Here is a 16,113-nt window from a genome sequence, read left to right on the forward strand (position 1 = left end):
ACAACTCGAATCTACGATCAACAATGTACCTCATAGCAGCGCTTCGCGCTGTATCAGATTTTTTGGCTCATGCTACACCGTATCCCTAAAAAGATTAAATCGGGGTCAAAATGAAGATGAGAGTACAATTGAGGAAACTGTTGGATCAGGACTTTCGTGAGTAATTCGCCGTCCCCACCTGTGAGAAGAATAGGACTTTGGGGATAGTGGTTGTGCCAATTTTGAATAAAATCGCGCAAACCAGCTAAGACGGTATACAGAATACCACTGGCGATCGCCTCTTGCGTCTCCAAACTCCAGCGTTTGGGCAGTTGCTCAGATAGATTGATTTGGGGTAAGGTGCGGGTATGTTCGGCTAATAGACGGGTTTGCAAACCTAATCCAGGTAAAATTGCGCCACCAACTAAATGGCGATCGCTATCTGCTCCAGTTAAGGTTAATGCCGTTCCTCCATCAATGACTAATACCGGCCATCCCCATTTTACTCCCCCACCAACAACCGCTAAACCGCGATCGATGCCAAATGTGGGGTACATGCCCTTCAGAGGTAAATCTGCTAACTCAATCACATGGGTTGGCGAATAGGATGTCCAGAGGGGCGTAACTTCGGGGATTACGGATGCAATCCACAAGGGAAGAGTATTAAAGAGTCTTGAATAAAATTTCTCCTTGAGAGGACATCCGTCCAAGATCTGCTCTGGAATCCTTCCCTGTTCTAGTTCAGGGATGATTTTCTCTATTTCATTGACGGATAAACTGGCTGTATTCCAGCAAGAGAGCAATGAGTGGCGATCGCCTAATCCCCAATGAAATCGCGAGTTTCCCATAACCAATGCTAACCACACCACCGTTAACTCCCCTTCCGATTGAGCGCAAAGTTGCTAGAATGATGGGCATAATGGGACATTTTTCCATTTATGCCATTATTCTTAAATAACATTGCCCTTATTTTGAGTCCATGGTCTTAGAAACACAATCGATCGCAGGTTTCACCTTCCCTTTACTCGGATCTCTGTTCTCTTTTTTACCGATTGATTCCCTTTTTTCCACTCAGGGAATTATGGTAATGTTGCTCATGGCCTATGCTGGAGCGATGTGGATGTTCCTCACCAGTGCTCCTAAAGTCTATACAATTATGGTATCGGACTTAGAGATTGCTAGAACATTATACGAAGATTTACTGCAATTACCAGAAGCCGATGTACCGCTTCATTATTATTATAATTACGAGCAAACCTTGGGAACTACAGGTTTAGATCCGCTCTATCTCTCCCCAGGAATAACGCAAACGGTGCAAAAAGATATCCCGGAAGGACTGTGGTATCAATTGAAAAAAAATGCCCAACTGCATGTAATTTCTGGGGCAAGTTTAGGCCATAACGATCGCCAACGCCATGTTTGTTTCGATCGCGATTGTTTAGAACAGGTGTTAATGCGGGTACAATTGCGAGGAGTAAAGAATAAAATTCGCCGCAATAAACCCTTGAATTTTTTGGTGAAAGACCTCCACGATCGTGTAATTGAAATTACGGAAATTTCTAATTAATCCTGTCCCTATTTTAAGATCATTATGACCCAATTCGTCACTTTATTGGTCGTCGTTGCTGTCGGAGTTGCGGTAACGATTCAAGCTCAAGTTATGGGTATTTTAGAACAGAAAATCGGTGTATTTGATAATATTGTGATGACCTATGCGGGAGGGGGGCTGCTCATTTTAGCGATCGCCCTATTGCGTACCGTATTGGCAGGGTATAGCTGGAACAATTATGGCCTCTTACCCGGATATGCTATTGTGCCGGGAATCTGCGGTTTAGTGATTGTGGGTGGTATTTCCTATTGTGTATCGCGGGTCGGTCTTTTGGCGACTTTTTCCTTGAGTTTAGCCATTCAATTTTTTCTCGGTTCCCTGTTGGATAGCTACGGCATCGGACTTGACCCCCGTCCGATGACCTTATCCCGTTATTTGGGGGTAGGACTGGTGCTTGCGGGTGCAATTTTGTTTATGAAAAAATGAGGTGAATGATCTAAACTGGGAAGCGATCGCTAATTTCAATCAATGCACTACGGATACCCGGTTCTGCCATGGAATGACCGGCATCAGCAATGACCTGAAATTCAGCTTCCGGCCAAGCTCGATGGACTTCCCAAGCCGTTTTCATCGGACAAACGAGATCGTAGCGTCCTTGGACAATGGCAGTGGGGATCTGGCGAATGCGATCGAGACTTTGAAAGAACCAATCTTCACTATCAAAAAAGCCGAGATTGATAAAATAATGGCATTCAATCCGAGCAAAAGCATCCGCAAACCTATCATCAGCAAACTTTTCCATTAAATTCAGATCCGGAAAGAGCTTGCTGGTACTCGCTTCCCACACTGACCAGGCTTGAGCCGCTTCCCGTCTGACTTGTAGGTCATCACTGGTCAGTCGTCGATAATACGCAGATAAAAAATCATCTTGCTCTTCGAGTGGAATGGGTTTAACATACTCTTCCCAAGCATCAGGGAAAATATAACTGGCTCCTTCCTGATACAGCCAGTTTAATTCTTGGGAGCGCAATAAAAAGATGCCTCGCAGAATTAATCCTTGACAGCGCTCTGGATGGCTTTGAGCGTAGGCTAAAGATAGAGTACTCCCCCAACTCCCACCAAATACAACCCATTGTTCGAGACCTAAATGGCTGCGTAAGCGTTCAATATCGGCAACTAAATCCCAGGTGGTATTATCTTGTAATTCTGCATGGGGGGTACTTTTACCGCATCCCCGTTGATCGAAGAGAATAATACGCCATTTCTGGGGATTAAAATAGCGGCGATAATCGGGTAAAGATCCCCCTCCTGGTCCCCCATGTAAGACCACTACAGGAGGGCCTTCTGGATTGCCCGATTGTTCATAATAGAGGGTATGTAAGACACTGACAGATAAATAGTCTTGGTTATAGGGTTCAATGGGGGGATAAAGCTCTCTCATGCGATGGTAATTGGTAACTTAGGGAATTGGATTAGTATGGAAACTAAAGTCAGGCTGAAATTGTCCTGAATGATTAGATTTTAATTCCATTGTACTGATGAAATCCTGGATAGCCATTTTTGCGATCGCTCTGACCTCTCCCTTGATCTCCCTTCCAGGTTGGGGGGCAGAGCGCGTTGTCTTTAAGTATTCTGTCTTTCGGCGATCTCTCTCTGTCGCAGAATTAACCACGTTTGCTGAAACTGGAGAAATGACTCCTGCTCTGCAACGCAACTTACAAACCCTCGGGCAAAACCCTGAAGATTTTCGTACCCTGTTAACTGCACCCATCAGTGTTGATGTTGTATTTCTCGATAGAGCTTTAAATAGCACCATCGGGCGTAAAATTCTGGATCGGGTAGCGGAAATTGTCCATACACCTTCCCAAGGTGCAAATACTCAAGCACTCCGAGCTGCTTTAATTTTATCGGCTAGTGAAGATGGCGAAATTACATTATTGGAAACCCTGCAAAAATACCCAACACCGGAAATCGAAGTTGAAGGGGCACGGCTCATAGAAGCTTACAACGAATTGAATCGATTTGCTAAACCTGCCCAAATTTTGATCGATTTATTCAAATAAGGGCAATCTATGGAAGCGATCGCCCCCATGTTAACGTATTCTTCAAATTTCGACCCAGATTTAGTAAATCTAGCTACTGTCTTGCCCGTAATCTCATTGGTAATCTAGAGTATGCATTTAATTATGCAATCAAAATATCTTGTAGCAGTAGATTTCTGAGCTGAACGTCCTGTAACTGTTAATACTCAACTGTTACACCCTCCTATCTTTGACAAATGTCAGGGTTTTCTGTATTTTAATCTGACATGCTGATGGTTGCATAACTCAGAAGTTACAGGATACATCATCAATACCAGATAGCTTCAATGTTCCTGATTATTGTCCAAGGATAGGATGAAACCTTGATTAAAACCGATTTCCTCATTAATTCCCTTTGCCAATTTTTCCGGCTTGTTTGGGGATCGCAGACCCTTATTCTTCCAAGACAAACTTCAAAGCAACCATTATATTTACCTCGTCAACTGGCGATCGCTATACTGTGCATTTGCCTACTTCCTATCACTCTCAACCTGATGGGAGTAGATTTTGGTACTTATCCCCCAGAACTCGATCTAGAAGCAGCAACTAGCCTAACTTCTAACCAACTGATCGATACTCTACACCATACCCTATCCGGAAGTTTTACCCATACTATCTTGGAATGGAGTGCTTTTTGTGCAGCCCTATTTACCGTAGTTCTGGCCTTTGCCCACTTCAAAATTCACCAAGACGTAACCACCCCTGTTCTTGGAATCACCCTCTTCTTTGCTGGGGTCATGGATGCATTCCATACCCTAGCAGCCGATCGCCTGATACCAGCCGTTGCTGATAACCACAACCTTATCCCCTTCACTTGGGCCATTTGCCGTCTATTTAATGTGCTCATTGCGTTAGCTGGAGTTAGCCTCTTACTTCTCCCCAACGCTCAACGTTGGCAACGTAAATTTCATGTCGTTATTGCTATCAGCTTCATCTTTGGTCTCATTGCTTACCAAATTATCTACCTCTGCGCCACCAGCAATACCCTTCCAGAAACCATGTATCCTGGCACTCTCTTCACCCGGCCCTGGGATCTGATTCCTCTCATCCTATTTTTGCTCGGTGGTTTCTGGATTTATCCGCAGTTCTACCAAAAATATCCTAGTCTGTTTTCCCATGCCCTCATTATTAGCACCATCCCTAATGTGGCAACCCAACTCCACATGGCCTTTGGTTCCACTGCCCTATTTGATAATCATTTTAATATCGCCCACTTTCTCAAAATCATTGCTTATCTCGTTCCTTTAACCGGACTGATCCTTGATTATATTCATACCTATGATCAATTAGAAGAAAATAACCAAATCCTCAACAGCGAAATTATTCAACGGCAACAAATTGCTGAAAAATTACAAAAGTCAGAAACTCGCCTGAGATCTAAAAATCAACAACTGAACCAGACCTTAGACAAACTGCGAAACACCCAAGCTCAACTGATTCAAACCGAAAAAATGTCTAGTTTGGGTCAGATGGTTGCTGGACTCGCCCATGAAATCAATAATCCTGTGAATTTTATTTATGGCAACCTACGCCACACCGAAATTTATATTCAGGATTTATTAGAACTCTTATATCTTTATCAAAAACATTATCCGCAGCCTAATTCAGAGATTGTCAATTATATTCATGATATTGATCTCTCATTTCTAGAGCAAGATTTACCCAAAATGCTTGACTCGATGAAACAAGGATCGGAACGGATTAAAAATCTAGTCATTTCCCTAAGAAATTTCTCGCGCTTAGACGAATCAGACTTAAAAACCGTCGATCTTCATGAAGGCTTAGACAGTACCCTCGTCATGTTAGATCATCGTTTGAGATCGGGGATTTCTGTAACTAAGAACTACCATACTTTACCCTCAGTTGAGTGCTATCCCGCCCAACTCAATCAAGTCTGGATGAATTTAATCGTCAATGCTATAGATTCTTTCCAGGAGCATCCAGAGATTCAGCATCCTCATTTAACGCTTTCTACTGTTTGCGTAAATGAGGATCAAGTGCAAGTAATAATTATAGATAATGGCGTGGGAATTCCCCAAGATATTCAAGCTCAAGTATTTGATCCCTTTTTCACAACCAAACCTGTGGGTTCGGGAACCGGTTTAGGATTATCCATTAGTTACCAAATTATTCAACAGCATAATGGAGATATTCGCCTGTTTTCTCAGAGTGGACAAGGTACAGAAGTACGGGTAACTCTTCCAGTTACACCACTTTGTACTAGGGAATAGGGAGTCATCTCTGTGTCTGTAATACAGCACTTTGCTTGCGTTATGAAACACAAGCTTGAATCCTCTCTCTCCATGTACCACAACCCTATTCCCTATTCCCCAGCGCAAAGCGCTGTTAAGGATGTATATAGACGAACCAACCCATTAGTGTAACCAGAAAGCCAATGCTAAATACAATGGTCAGGACATAAAGTTGGCCAATCCCCACTGAACTATACTTTAAACCTTCTCCACTAAACAGGGTAACCACACCTACGAGGTTGACTAAACCATCAATGATATAGCGGTCGAACCAAGAAGTAAGTCGAGCTGATTGTTCTACAGCAAAGACAACGGTCATGCGATAGAGGCGATCGATATAAAAATCATACGCTAGTAGATCTTGGATAAATTTAAGCGGTTTGATAATTGACCGAGCTAATGTTCTGGGTAGGGGAATGATGGCACCAATTAGACATCCGGCTAAACCTGACATAATCACCAGAATAACCGTAATTTTGTGAACATAACCCCAATTGGGAATTAGGGATAATTGATGTAAGAGCCAGGGACAGACTAAGGTAATGATGATTAAACTCACCATAGGTACAGCCATGGGCCAAGCCACTTCAGGTGCCCGTCGGCTTTTGGGTTGGGTGTCTCCAGCAAAGACGAGGCGATAAACGCGTGTTAAATTCAGGGCACTCAAAGCATTGACTAAGAGCAGGACGACCAATAACCAAGGTTCGTAGTACCAAAAGTTATCCGCACCCAAGCGCAAAGCCCAAAAACCACCGAGGGGTAAAATTCCGACTAAACCTGCACTACCAACCAGAAATGAAGTGGTGGTCACTGGCATTTTCGACTGTAGTCCCCCTAGCTCGGTTAAGTCTTGGCTATTGGTGGTGAGGATAATCGAACCAATACTCATAAACAATAAGGCTTTGGCGATCGCATGGGCAAACAGTAGCATCAGCGCGAAGCCTGTCCACTGCGTTCCCACGGCAATAAATACCAATCCCAAATAAGCGCTCGTGCTGTGCGATAGAGCGCGTTTAATATCCACTTGTGCTAAGGCGACCAAAGACGAGCCGATCGCCGTTAAAATACCAATGACGACTAACGTAGCAGAAGCCACTGGAGAGAGGGCTAAAATCGGTTGTAGCTTGATTAATACATAAGCACCACAGGCTACCACTACCGAATTCCTCAAAATCGAAGCCGGGTTTGGCCCTTCCATGGCCTCATCTAACCACATATGTAAGGGGAACTGGGCACATTTTCCTGTTGGCCCTGCAATCAAAGCTAACCCTAGGAGAGTGGCAAACCAGGGGGATAATTCAGCCGTTTCAGCCCAGATATAGAGGCGATCGAAATCCAAGGTTCCTGCGGTTGTTCCCAAAGCCACCAAACCCATGAGTAATAAAATATCACCCACTCGCTTGGTCAGAAATGCATCTCTTGCCGCCGTAACCACCAAAGGTTGGGCATACCAAAAGCCCACTAAGAGATAGGTCGATAGGGTCAACATTTCCAGTAAACCATAGGTCAGCAAGAGAGAGTCACTCAGGGCAATTCCACTCATCGCTGCTTCAAAAAAGCCCATCATGGCAAAGAAACGTGCCAGTGCCCAATCTTTTTCTAGATATCCCAGAGCGTAGAGTTGCGATAATAGACTTAATCCCGTAATTAAGGACATTGCCCCTAAACTCACGGCAGAAATGGTCAAGGTTAGGGAAAAATCAATATCAATCACCTTTAACCAGTGAAAAACAATTAAATGAGGTTCTCTATCCCAAACCAGATTAAAGACAATTAATCCATGCACAAAGGCCAAAACTGTCATCAGCAGATTAAAGTAGGCTGCTGGTCTAGGCCCAGTACGACGCACCATCCGAGTTGACCAAGGCAAGGTGAGAATGCCTCCGATCAAACCATAGAATGGAATGTACCAACTTGTTTCTAGGAAATATTCAGACATAGGTTACGTTAATGGTCTAATTGGCTGTATTTTAATAATTTGGTTAAACTTTTAATCTGAGTTTCTTGACATTTGCAGACTCTTGATACCTGCCTTACCTTACAGCTAAGGGATGATCCCATCCCTTAGCCTACCCCAAAATGCTGTTGCGATCGTGTGGCTCATCACTGGCACAATAATTGTCCCCTGCCAACTACATTAAGTATATTTACATATCTTATCTCGTGAATTAAGTTGGTCTATCATTGTATCTTAAGTTTTTTAATAAAAAATTAATTTCTGTTAAGGCATCACAAAAGTTAATTACTCAAATCAAGGGTTATTATGATTAATTCTATTGCCAGGAGAGTCATGCTTCCCATATCCTTAATAGAGAAGCAAAAAACTATTTTGCTTTCCTAGGAAAATTGGGTGTCCTAGTGCTATCTTTCGCTTTTTCAGATCAGGAGATTAACAATGCCCATAGCCGTTGGAATGGTAGAAACATTAGGCTTTCCTGCCGTCGTCGAAGCTGCTGACGCGATGGTAAAAGCTGCTCGTGTGACCCTTGTTGGATACGAAAAAATTGGGAGTGGTCGGGTAACCGTCATTATCCGGGGAGATGTATCGGAAGTTCAAGCTTCAGTAGCTGCGGGGATTGAATCCGCCAAGCGGGTTGATGGAGGAGAAGTTTTATCGACTCACATTATTGCCAGACCCCACGAAAACCTAGAGTATGTTCTTCCCATCCGTTATACCGAAGCGGTGGAGCAGTTCCGAAGCTACTAGTACCGTTGAAAGCCAAAACAGGACGAAGTTGAGTTAGCAATTATTACTCAACTTCACCCTCATACTTACCCATCTCCATTGAAAACATTAGGAGTTTTGAATCAATGTCAATTGCAGTTGGAATGGTAGAAACCCTAGGTTTTCCTGCCGTTGTAGAAGCAGCCGACGCAATGGTAAAAGCCGCTCGCGTCACCCTGGTTGGATATGAGAAAATTGGTAGTGGTCGAGTAACCGTGATTGTTAGAGGCGATGTATCGGAAGTACAAGCTTCTGTTGCTGCTGGGGTAGATAATATCAGGCGCGTCAATGGAGGAAAAGTCCTTTCTACCCATATCATTGCTCGTCCCCACGAAAACTTGGAGTATGTACTCCCCATTCGTTACACCGAAGACGTACAACAATTTGCCGAAAGTACTAATGCTATTCGGTCAAGTCGTTCGTAAGGATCTGATATTCGATCCATGCAAGTTGCTAAAGTTTGTGGCACAGTCGTTAGCACCCAAAAAGATCCGAGTCTTAGAGGGTCTAAGTTTTTGCTGTTGCAGTTGATAGATGAGCAAGGCCGCCTTCTTCCTGAATATGAGGTAGCCGCAGATCCAAGTGTGGGAGCTGGGTTAGATGAATGGGTTCTGGTGAGTCGTGGTAGTGCAGCTCGCCAAATTGAAGGAACCCAAAATCGTCCTATAGATGCAACCGTTGTCGGAATTATTGACACGGTAACCGTGGGAAATTCACGAATCTATAGCAAAAAAGATACCTATTAATGTTCAGTCCTCAAGGGTCAGGGTTGGTCGAGGGCGGTATGCATTGTATCTATCTCAGTTTAATCAATCAGAACCCTTTTGAGGTCGGATAACATCCGAAACTCGACCCAATTAACCCCATGACACCAGAGACAAAATCGCTATAGGAGGAAAATCATTATTATGGTTGTGCTTAACCAGACACGGAGCAGTGCGGCTCCCCCCACCCCTTGGTCGAAGGACTTAGCGGAACCGCAAATTGATAGTAGTGCTTATGTCCACTCTTTCTCGAATCTAATTGGTGATGTCCATATTGGAACGAACGTCTTAGTAGCGCCCGGCACGTCTATCCGAGCTGATGAAGGCGCTCCTTTCTATATTGGAGATTATACCAATGTACAAGATGGGGTAGTTATTCATGGTCTAGAAGAAGGCCGAGTGGTTGGGGATGATGGCCAGAAATATTCCGTTTGGATTGGTAATCATTCTTCTATTACCCACATGGCCCTGGTACATGGGCCGGCCTACGTGGGAGATAATTGTTTTATTGGTTTCCGCTCTACAGTCTTCAACGCCAGAATTGGTCACGGATGCATCGTAATGATGCACGCTTTGATCCAAGATGTGGAAATTCCCCCAGGTAAGTATGTGCCTTCTGGATCAATTATTACCAATCAACAGCAGGCCAATCGCCTGCCAGATGTGCAAAAAGGTGATGTGGCTTTTGCCAGCCATGTGGTAGGCATTAATGATGCCCTCAGAGCTGGGTATCGATGTGCCGACAATATCGAATGTATTACGCCCATTCGCCATGAATCGGGCGACTCATTGGGCAACTCTAGTAATGGTCAAACCCAAAGTAATATGACAACTCTTAATTCAGAAACCGAAACCCAAATTAAACAGTTACTCGCCCAAGGCTATAAAATCGGGGCAGAGTATGCCGATCAACGCCGTTTCCGGACTAGCTCTTGGAAGAGCTGCCCGGTAATCGATTCAAATAATACTACAGCCGTATTGTCAGCAGTTGAATCTTGTATGGCAGAGCATGGAGGTGAGTATGTGCGCCTGATTGGTATCGATCCAAAAGCAAAACGGCGTGTCCTAGAAACGATTGTTCAAAAACCAGGTGACCAACCCGGTACTGCTAGCACTAGTACTCCAGCCACCTCAAGAGTTCCAATAAGTCAAAATGGTTCATCCTCGAATGGTGCAGGCGTGGCTGCTGATTTGAACTCAAAAGTAAAACAATTGGTTAATCAAGGATACCGCATTACAACGGAACATGCGGATAAACGACGCTTCCGTACCAGTTCCTGGCTTACCGGTGCTCCGATTACGGGAACCAGTCCCACAGCCGTTTTGAATGGCATTGAAGCGGTGTTGAGAGATTGTGAAGGGGAATATGTACGCTTGATTGCGGTTGACCCCAATGCTAAACGCCGGGTTTTAGAAGAAGTGATTCAGCGACCGGATGGTAGGGTGGCTCCGAGTAGTAATGGTGCGTCGAGTATCGCTACTTCTCCAGATCCAGTAGCTCGCGCTAGTAGTTCGGTAGCAGTAGATTCTGGAAAACTGAGTGCTGAGGCGATCGAGCAAGTGCGTGCCTTGCTGGCCCAAGGCTACAAGATTGGTACGGAACATGCAGATAAACGACGCTATAAAACGGGATCTTGGAAGAGTTGTACCCCAATTGAATCGAGCCGTGAGTCAGATGTGATCGCTGGTTTGGAAGCTTGCCTGGCTGAACATGCAGGGGAATATGTACGGATGTTGGGTATCGATACGACGGCGAAACGGCGCGTAGCTGAATCGGTGATTCAACGCCCGTAAGTCCTGATTTAATAGACTTCTTGCAGAAGTCAGGCTAGCAATGGTCATAAAAATAGATGATGACTGCATTAGTATTGACTGGCTATCAACTTATGCAAGGGGTCTAATTTACTGAAGAGAATCAGCAGACGGAAAAAATGGGGGAGGGTTTTCTCCTCTAAGAAATGGATTTCGGACTGAGGTTCGATCTAGAAATGTGCTGCAACGATGAGGTTCAATAGTATTATGGCGGTTATGCCTTGGCAACCTCTTCATAACCAAAAGTCTTGTATTGATGGGGAGGTGAGCATTGACCCTAGCGCGGTGGTAGCTCCTGGTGTGGCACTGATCGCGAATCCTGAAAGTCGGATTGCGATCGCGGCAGGTGCTTGTATTGGTATGGGGGTGGTTCTCCATGCTGATGGGGGAACCTTAAGGGTTGAGGAAGGAGCAATCTTAGGTGCAGGAGTCTTAGTGGTGGGTTCGGGAACCATTGGCGCTAGGGCTTGTATAGGACCGGTTTCAACGGTGTTTAATTGCTCAGTGGAGTCAGAGCGGGTGGTTCCTCCGGGTTCGTTATTGGGCGATCGCGGACGTTCGGAAACGGAGAATCAGCAGGTGGAGGAGCCAGTGGAGTCTGTACCTGAAGTTGAACCTGAACCAGAGGTTAAACCTCAAGCTCAAGAGTCTAAAATTACGGGTGAAGTGCCTCAATCTAATCCTTCGGCGACTCAAGCTTCGATTCATTCGGCGATCGCTCGTAATTTAATTGCCAATCCACCCACAACTCGTACAACGAGTAACTTAGATTCTCCTAACTCAGACCAAACATCTACAGATTCATCGACAGAAGACCCGACTTCAGGATCGGTCAATTCCCCAGTTTATGGGCAGCAGCATCTGCAACGGTTAATGGCGACCTTGTTTCCCCATCGTCAACAATTGGATGGAAATATACAAGATTCTCCAGTTTCTGAGGATAATGGTAAATAAATCGATGGAGTTCCACCATTGGGCCTCTATACTAATAGTAGAGGAGTGCAGGTGATGGATATCCCTCTCAAGTCAAGAGCATGAGTCGATTCGATACTCTCAATGGAAGTGCATTAGGTTTGGTGTCAACCCGGAGCTTTCCGGCTGTAATTGCGGTTGCCGATGCCATGATTAAGGCGGCAGAGGTAGTTTTGGTGGGCATTGAAAAGATTGGTAATGGATATTGTACGGCGATCGCCAGGGGAAGAATCGCAGATATTCGATTAGCAGTAGAATATGGGTCGGAAACCGCCAAGGACTTTGGCCTCGATCAACTCGTCAGCAGTAGTGTCATTCCCAGACCCTTACCCAATCTGGAAGTCATTTTTCCCATTAATCCCCAGTTTATGGAAGTGACTGCTCATAACCGAGAAAACCGGTATAGCCGTCAAGCCGTAGGATTACTCGAAACCGTTGGCTTTCCCCCCATGGTTGGTGCGGCCGATGCCATGCTCAAATCAGCCAATGTGGAACTCATGTCCTTTGAGACTATTGGTTCTGGACTTTGTACCGCTATTATCCGAGGGTCAGTCGCTGATGTAGCCATGGCCATTGAATCTGGAGTCTATGAGGCTCAACGAATTGGAGAACTTCATGCCATTTATATCATTCCCAGACCTCAAGACGACTTAGAAGACATTCTACCTGTAGCCAGTGCTTTGATACAAGAAGAATCAGAACCCTTGATGTTACCGGTGAGCATCGAGCAGGAAGAAATGGAAGAAGAATTGGTCAAGTTACCAGAGCTGGAAAAAGTACCCCTTAAAATTGAAGAAAAGTAATCATAACTTCTAAAGATAACCCATGGATACACCATCAACCTACACCCCTCCCCAAGTCTGGCAACCGGATACCGACACTGGAGGAACTTGGTCAAAGATCAATCGTCCCATTGCTGGCCCTACCCATGAGAAAGTATTACCCGTAGGCAATCATCCCCTGCAACTCTATTCCCTGGCTACCCCCAATGGTCAAAAAGTGACGATTCTGCTCGAAGAATTGTTAGCCCTGGGTATTTCTGAAGCTGAGTACGATGCTTACCCAATCAAAATTCAGGAGGGGGATCAGTTTGGCAGTGGTTTTGTCGCCATTAATCCCAATTCTAAGATTCCGGCTCTGGTTGACCACAGCACAACCCCCGAAACTCGTGTCTTTGAATCGGGGTCTATCCTGCTCTATCTGGCGGAAAAATTTGCCGCCTTCTTACCCACTGAAGCTGCTGCACGCACAGAATGCCTATCCTGGCTCTTTTGGCAGATGGGTTCAGCGCCCTATGTTGGCGGTGGGTTTGGCCATTTTTATAGTTATGCCCCGACTAAAATTAAATACTGCATTGACCGGTTTACGATGGAGACTAAGCGTCAGCTTGATGTCCTCAACCGGCAGTTAGCAGATAAGCAGTATATTTGCGGTGAGGATTATACCATTGCTGATATCGCCATCTGGCCGTGGTATGGGTCGTTGACATTGGGCAAACTTTACGATGCAGGTGAGTTTCTAGACGTACAATCTTATACCCATATCATGACGTGGGCGGAGGAAATTGCCTCCCGGCCAGCCGTGCAACGAGGACGCAGGGTCAACCGTACATGGGGTCCCGAAGAGGAGCAACTCCACGAGCGACACTCGGCGAGTGATTTTGAAGCGCCGAGTGCTTCGCCCTAGGGTTTTAATGCCAGAACCCTTACTTGCGATCGCTATGGGCAGGGCTTCCAATTGTCTGCAAAACATCTCTATACCTCATTCTCTGGCCAATAGTCGCGATCGTAGAGATCCGAGAGAAGAAAAAGATCGGTTAAAGCTTCCATAACGCTTGTGCTGTTGCATTGTTCGCTACTCTAGCACAGGTTGAATCGTTATCTTTGAGCTAAACCATCCCATTCAAGTTCATTAAATTTCGCGATTGATAGTGGCAACCTCTGGTTGAATTTCTCGGTCATATGCCACGATCTCCAGTTGCTCTTGTAATGACATTGAGGTCGGGTTCCAGACAGAGCAAGATCGCATCCTCTTTGGCATCTGCCTTTACAGTGCTTTACGATAGTATTTTCGATATATGTATAGAGGAGATCGCCATGAAAGTCGAATTGAAACAGCATTTGTCTTTGCTCATCTTTAGTGGGGTCTCTACCTTTGCTCTGCTCTATGGTTGTGCATCATTATCCCAGCCTCAACCCTCTCAAGAAATGTTAATGGATGTGGCGACAAATCTAGTTACCCAAAAATTCGTAAATTCCTCTTGCGAAGATTTATCACAAATCAAGTCTACCGATCCGAGTCAGGCTACAGGTCCGGAAGCAGCATTGCAAAAGAAAGCAATAGAAATGCTGCGGAGCAATCCACAAGTGCGCGAAGAATTTATTAATCGTGTTGCTCCACAAATTGCTAATCGGATGTTTGAATGCGAGCTGATTCCCTAGTTGAGGTAAGACTAGCGATCGCCCGTTTCTCACTTTTGCCCAGATCTTCGAGTTCTTCTGCCAGATGCGACCGATCGATCCGCTCCAGTTGGCGATCGCGCAAGAACTGTGAGGTAAATGAAAAGGCATTGATTATCCAGACTTGAGATTACCTATTACCAGCGCTTCGCGCTATATGGCAGGATATCCTAATGGTGAACGATCAAAACGGGGTAATGGCGGAGCTATACAACGGTCAAGTTATGGGAAAATCTGTTATCTATCGCATTTTAGATGCCAATCTAGACCGCGCCAGGGAAGGATTGCGGATTATTGAGGAATGGTGTCGGTTTGGGTTGAATAACCCAGATCTGACCCAGGAGTGTAAGCGGTTGCGCCAGGAGTTGGCTCAATGGCATACGGCAGAAATTCGGGCAGCTCGGAATACGCCAGACGATCCGGGAACCCAGTTAACCCACGAACGGGAGGAGTATCGAGGAACGATTCATCAGTTGCTCCAGGCCAATTTATGTCGGGTTGAGGAGGCACTGCGAGTTCTAGAGGAGTATGGCAAGCTCGAAGATCGGCAAATGGGCCGAGTGTGTAAGCAAATGCGCTACCGGGTGTATACTCTGGAGAGCCAATTAATGGCCTATGGTCGCCATCAGCAGCTTTTAGAGGCGCAGTTGTATTTGGTGACTTCTCCCATGCCGGAACTGTTGGAGGTGGCCGAAGCGGCTTTGCAAGGCGGGCTGAAACTGATTCAATATCGGGATAAGAATACAGAGGATGGGGAGCGTCTGGTTTTGGCTCAGAAGTTGCGGCAATTATGCGATCGCTATGGCGCTCTGTTCTTGATTAATGACCGCGTAGATTTGGCGTTGGCTGTCGATGCCGATGGGGTTCATTTGGGACAACAGGATCTTCCCATTGCTGTAGCGCGGGAAATTTTGGGGCCCCAGAAAATTATTGGTCGTTCGACGACGAACCCGGAAGAGATGAAACGGGCGATCGCCGAAGGAGCAGATTATGTGGGTGTGGGGCCGGTGTTTGCCACTCCAACGAAACCGAATAAAGCGGCTGCTGGCTATGATTACGTGCGCTATGCAGCCCAACATTGTCCCATTCCTTGGTTTGCGATCGGTGGCATCGATGTGAATAATTTTAATGAGGTGCTAGAGTCAGGTGCGAATCGTATTGCTGTCGTGCGAGCGATCGTGGAAGCAGAACAACCCACACTGGTGACCCAATATTTCCTCTCCCAATTGATCCGGATGGAAACGATGAAAGCGATTCAAAATCCTCAAGCAGCGAGGGGGTAGAGGTTAAGTATGACAGACGTAACCTTACAGGTGAATGGGGAATGCCAAACTTGTGCTACAGGTATGAGTTTGCCCCAGTTCTTAGAGTCCATAGACTTAAATCCGCGCTTGGTAGCCGTGGAATACAACGGCGAAATTCTCCATCGCCAGTTTTGGGATACCACTGAGATGAAAGAGGGCGATCGCCTGGAAATCGTTACCATTGTGGGTGGAGGATAGGGGGATGGAGTCCCCTTA

Annotated in this window: 18 protein-coding genes; 14 read left to right on the top strand and 4 right to left on the bottom strand. The window is 45.5% G+C overall.

Going from position 1 to position 16,113, the window contains the following annotated elements; genetic code table 11:
• Positions 1-53: 53 nt before the first annotated feature.
• The gene (locus AC3A14_RS13000) at positions 54-848 is read right to left on the bottom strand and encodes a pantothenate kinase (RefSeq protein WP_487779018.1); all 795 of its coding nucleotides are present in this window, start codon (positions 846-848) and stop codon (positions 54-56) included.
• Positions 849-958: 110 nt separating this feature from the next.
• Between AC3A14_RS13000 and AC3A14_RS13005 the strand changes: the two genes are divergently transcribed.
• Positions 959-1,546: a glyoxalase-like domain protein gene (locus AC3A14_RS13005; protein WP_318733071.1), complete on the top strand. Its 588-nt coding sequence runs from the start codon at positions 959-961 to the stop codon at positions 1,544-1,546.
• A gap of 24 nt (positions 1,547-1,570) precedes the next feature.
• Complete coding sequence (locus tag AC3A14_RS13010) at positions 1,571-2,014, top strand: DMT family transporter (protein WP_318699175.1); 444 nt, start codon at positions 1,571-1,573, stop codon at positions 2,012-2,014.
• 10 nt (positions 2,015-2,024) lie between these two features.
• On the opposite strand, the gene pip is transcribed toward AC3A14_RS13010, so the two are convergent.
• Positions 2,025-2,969, bottom strand: coding sequence for a prolyl aminopeptidase (pip, locus tag AC3A14_RS13015; RefSeq protein ID WP_318733072.1), 945 nt, complete (start codon positions 2,967-2,969; stop codon positions 2,025-2,027).
• A 97-nt stretch (positions 2,970-3,066) separates the two neighbouring features.
• On the opposite strand from pip, the gene AC3A14_RS13020 reads away from it, so the two are divergent.
• Positions 3,067-3,591: an alpha/beta hydrolase gene (locus AC3A14_RS13020; RefSeq protein ID WP_318733073.1), complete on the top strand. Its 525-nt coding sequence runs from the start codon at positions 3,067-3,069 to the stop codon at positions 3,589-3,591.
• Between the two features lie 341 nt (positions 3,592-3,932).
• Entirely contained in the window at positions 3,933-5,840 is a 1,908-nt protein-coding gene (locus tag AC3A14_RS13025) for an ATP-binding protein (RefSeq protein WP_487779019.1), read from the top strand.
• Between the two features lie 115 nt (positions 5,841-5,955).
• Here AC3A14_RS13025 and AC3A14_RS13030 read toward each other — a convergent pair whose 3' ends face one another.
• Positions 5,956-7,800, bottom strand: a complete 1,845-nt coding sequence (locus tag AC3A14_RS13030) for an NAD(P)H-quinone oxidoreductase subunit F (protein WP_318733075.1) — start codon at positions 7,798-7,800, stop codon at positions 5,956-5,958.
• A gap of 456 nt (positions 7,801-8,256) precedes the next feature.
• On the opposite strand from AC3A14_RS13030, the gene AC3A14_RS13035 reads away from it, so the two are divergent.
• The 8 genes from AC3A14_RS13035 to AC3A14_RS13070 all read left to right on the top strand — a co-directional run bounded on the left by AC3A14_RS13035 (position 8,257) and on the right by AC3A14_RS13070 (position 14,575).
• Positions 8,257-8,568, top strand: coding sequence for a carbon dioxide-concentrating mechanism protein CcmK (locus AC3A14_RS13035; RefSeq protein WP_318700414.1), 312 nt, complete (start codon positions 8,257-8,259; stop codon positions 8,566-8,568).
• Positions 8,569-8,672: 104 nt separating this feature from the next.
• A complete protein-coding gene (locus AC3A14_RS13040) occupies positions 8,673-9,011 on the top strand; it encodes a carbon dioxide-concentrating mechanism protein CcmK (protein WP_318700413.1) in 339 nt (112 codons plus the stop codon).
• 18 nt (positions 9,012-9,029) lie between these two features.
• Positions 9,030-9,332 (top strand): beta-carboxysome shell vertex protein CcmL, encoded by a 303-nt coding sequence (gene ccmL / locus AC3A14_RS13045; RefSeq protein WP_271940154.1) that lies wholly within the window; start codon positions 9,030-9,032, stop codon positions 9,330-9,332.
• 162 nt (positions 9,333-9,494) lie between these two features.
• Positions 9,495-11,144 (top strand): beta-carboxysome scaffolding protein CcmM, encoded by a 1,650-nt coding sequence (ccmM, locus tag AC3A14_RS13050; protein WP_318700412.1) that lies wholly within the window; start codon positions 9,495-9,497, stop codon positions 11,142-11,144.
• A 234-nt stretch (positions 11,145-11,378) separates the two neighbouring features.
• Complete coding sequence (gene ccmN, locus AC3A14_RS13055) at positions 11,379-12,116, top strand: beta-carboxysome scaffolding protein CcmN (protein WP_318733076.1); 738 nt, start codon at positions 11,379-11,381, stop codon at positions 12,114-12,116.
• Between the two features lie 80 nt (positions 12,117-12,196).
• Positions 12,197-12,937, top strand: coding sequence for a beta-carboxysome assembly protein CcmO (gene ccmO, locus AC3A14_RS13060; RefSeq protein ID WP_318700410.1), 741 nt, complete (start codon positions 12,197-12,199; stop codon positions 12,935-12,937).
• Between the two features lie 22 nt (positions 12,938-12,959).
• Complete coding sequence (yghU, locus tag AC3A14_RS13065) at positions 12,960-13,820, top strand: glutathione-dependent disulfide-bond oxidoreductase (RefSeq protein ID WP_318733077.1); 861 nt, start codon at positions 12,960-12,962, stop codon at positions 13,818-13,820.
• A 410-nt stretch (positions 13,821-14,230) separates the two neighbouring features.
• Positions 14,231-14,575 carry a hypothetical protein gene (locus AC3A14_RS13070; RefSeq protein ID WP_318733078.1) on the top strand — a complete coding sequence of 115 codons (345 nt, stop codon included), beginning with the start codon at positions 14,231-14,233 and terminating at the stop codon, positions 14,573-14,575.
• Here the strand turns inward: AC3A14_RS13070 and AC3A14_RS13075 are convergent.
• Positions 14,541-14,678: a DUF29 family protein gene (locus AC3A14_RS13075; RefSeq protein WP_413039230.1), complete on the bottom strand. Its 138-nt coding sequence runs from the start codon at positions 14,676-14,678 to the stop codon at positions 14,541-14,543. The genes AC3A14_RS13070 and AC3A14_RS13075 overlap by 35 nt on opposite strands.
• A 112-nt stretch (positions 14,679-14,790) precedes the next feature.
• Here AC3A14_RS13075 and AC3A14_RS13080 point away from each other — a divergent pair, with 112 nt between their 5' ends.
• Together AC3A14_RS13080 and thiS are read left to right on the top strand one after the other, a co-directional pair.
• A complete protein-coding gene (locus AC3A14_RS13080) occupies positions 14,791-15,876 on the top strand; it encodes a thiamine phosphate synthase (RefSeq protein WP_413039231.1) in 1,086 nt (361 codons plus the stop codon).
• Positions 15,877-15,885: 9 nt separating this feature from the next.
• Positions 15,886-16,095, top strand: a complete 210-nt coding sequence (thiS, locus tag AC3A14_RS13085; RefSeq protein WP_318733080.1) for a sulfur carrier protein ThiS — start codon at positions 15,886-15,888, stop codon at positions 16,093-16,095.
• The last annotated feature ends 18 nt before the right edge of the window (positions 16,096-16,113 follow it).

This window comes from Roseofilum sp., assembly GCF_982964205.1.

Excerpts from the sequence above, each read along its gene's own strand:
- thiS (WP_318733080.1), top strand. The coding sequence starts at position 15,886 with ATGACAGACGTAACCTTACAGGTGAATGGGGAATGCCAAACTTGTGCT.
- AC3A14_RS13035 (WP_318700414.1), top strand. The coding sequence starts at position 8,257 with ATGCCCATAGCCGTTGGAATGGTAGAAACATTAGGCTTTCCTGCCGTC.
- AC3A14_RS13080 (WP_413039231.1), top strand. The coding sequence starts at position 14,791 with ATGGCGGAGCTATACAACGGTCAAGTTATGGGAAAATCTGTTATCTAT.
- yghU (WP_318733077.1), top strand. The coding sequence starts at position 12,960 with ATGGATACACCATCAACCTACACCCCTCCCCAAGTCTGGCAACCGGAT.
- ccmL (WP_271940154.1), top strand. The coding sequence starts at position 9,030 with ATGCAAGTTGCTAAAGTTTGTGGCACAGTCGTTAGCACCCAAAAAGAT.
- AC3A14_RS13020 (WP_318733073.1), top strand. The coding sequence starts at position 3,067 with ATGAAATCCTGGATAGCCATTTTTGCGATCGCTCTGACCTCTCCCTTG.
- ccmO (WP_318700410.1), top strand. The coding sequence starts at position 12,197 with ATGAGTCGATTCGATACTCTCAATGGAAGTGCATTAGGTTTGGTGTCA.
- AC3A14_RS13030 (WP_318733075.1), bottom strand. The coding sequence starts at position 7,800 with ATGTCTGAATATTTCCTAGAAACAAGTTGGTACATTCCATTCTATGGT.
- ccmN (WP_318733076.1), top strand. The coding sequence starts at position 11,379 with ATGCCTTGGCAACCTCTTCATAACCAAAAGTCTTGTATTGATGGGGAG.
- ccmM (WP_318700412.1), top strand. The coding sequence starts at position 9,495 with ATGGTTGTGCTTAACCAGACACGGAGCAGTGCGGCTCCCCCCACCCCT.
- AC3A14_RS13070 (WP_318733078.1), top strand. The coding sequence starts at position 14,231 with ATGAAAGTCGAATTGAAACAGCATTTGTCTTTGCTCATCTTTAGTGGG.
- pip (WP_318733072.1), bottom strand. The coding sequence starts at position 2,969 with ATGAGAGAGCTTTATCCCCCCATTGAACCCTATAACCAAGACTATTTA.
- AC3A14_RS13005 (WP_318733071.1), top strand. The coding sequence starts at position 959 with ATGGTCTTAGAAACACAATCGATCGCAGGTTTCACCTTCCCTTTACTC.
- AC3A14_RS13010 (WP_318699175.1), top strand. The coding sequence starts at position 1,571 with ATGACCCAATTCGTCACTTTATTGGTCGTCGTTGCTGTCGGAGTTGCG.
- AC3A14_RS13040 (WP_318700413.1), top strand. The coding sequence starts at position 8,673 with ATGTCAATTGCAGTTGGAATGGTAGAAACCCTAGGTTTTCCTGCCGTT.